This is a genomic window from Bartonella sp. CM120XJJH, assembly GCF_042194715.1.
Classification (GTDB): domain Bacteria; phylum Pseudomonadota; class Alphaproteobacteria; order Rhizobiales; family Rhizobiaceae; genus Bartonella.
In genome coordinates this window covers 1-733 of the sequence record NZ_JBHINE010000107.1, presented here as the reverse complement: position 1 = coordinate 733, position 733 = coordinate 1, and the positions used below count along the sequence as shown (strand labels likewise).

General features: G+C 41.3%; 1 protein-coding gene and 1 pseudogene. Both read left to right on the top strand.

Annotated features, from left to right (window positions below):
• A pseudogene (locus ACFIKU_RS10045) lies at window positions 1-390 on the top strand (filamentous hemagglutinin); the annotation flags it as partial.
• Window positions 387-733, top strand: a 347-nt coding sequence (locus ACFIKU_RS10040; protein ID WP_375657421.1) for a hypothetical protein, incomplete at its 3' end; no start/stop codon positions are given. The pseudogene ACFIKU_RS10045 and the gene ACFIKU_RS10040, both read left to right, overlap by 4 nt.

Sequence of the window (733 nt, the reverse complement as noted above, 5' to 3'; positions counted from 1 at the left end):
CATAGTCGTGGCAGTTTGACAGGCTTTAATATGATGAATTCTTTCAAACAAGAAGGTGTAAATGATGTAGCTGGCAAGACAACGATCAGTTTCCATGGACCAGCGGCTAATGTTTTGGCGGCATCCGGTTTGTTAGGTTATGTGAGTGGTGGCAAACAAACCACTATTGGCTTTGATGGGAATAGATATGACTTTGTAAGCAGATTGATTGGCGGCAATGGCTATACCTATGAGACAATACCTGCTGGTAGTAACTGGTGGAAAGAAACATGGAATATGTTCTCAAATCCCATAAATCCCCATACCTGTCTTGGAAATGCGAGCTCAGCATGTCGATATGTTTATGGCTCATCCAATCTAGTACAAGTCCCTTTAAGGAGGAAAAAATGAAACAAATTTTAAAACTATTAGGTGTTGTAACTTTGTTGAATATAGCTGGATGTCAGTTTAATAAAACTCCTTCATCATCTTTGGCGATGTGGGAAAAGCCAGGAGCAGATTTTACGGAGATAGGAAAAGCATTATTAGAATGTGGAATGCCAGCTCCTTATGATGTATTTCCAGAAAACAGAAATTTAAGCAACAATGCATGGGCAACAATTCATGCCTGTATGATTCAATCAGGTTTCCGCTATAAAGACCAAAGGGGGGGGGGCTGGTGTGTAAATCATAAAGCGGAAAACCTTCCCATTTGTCAGCCTGGTGCTGTCATCCCGAGGCGCAGTGTCAAGAA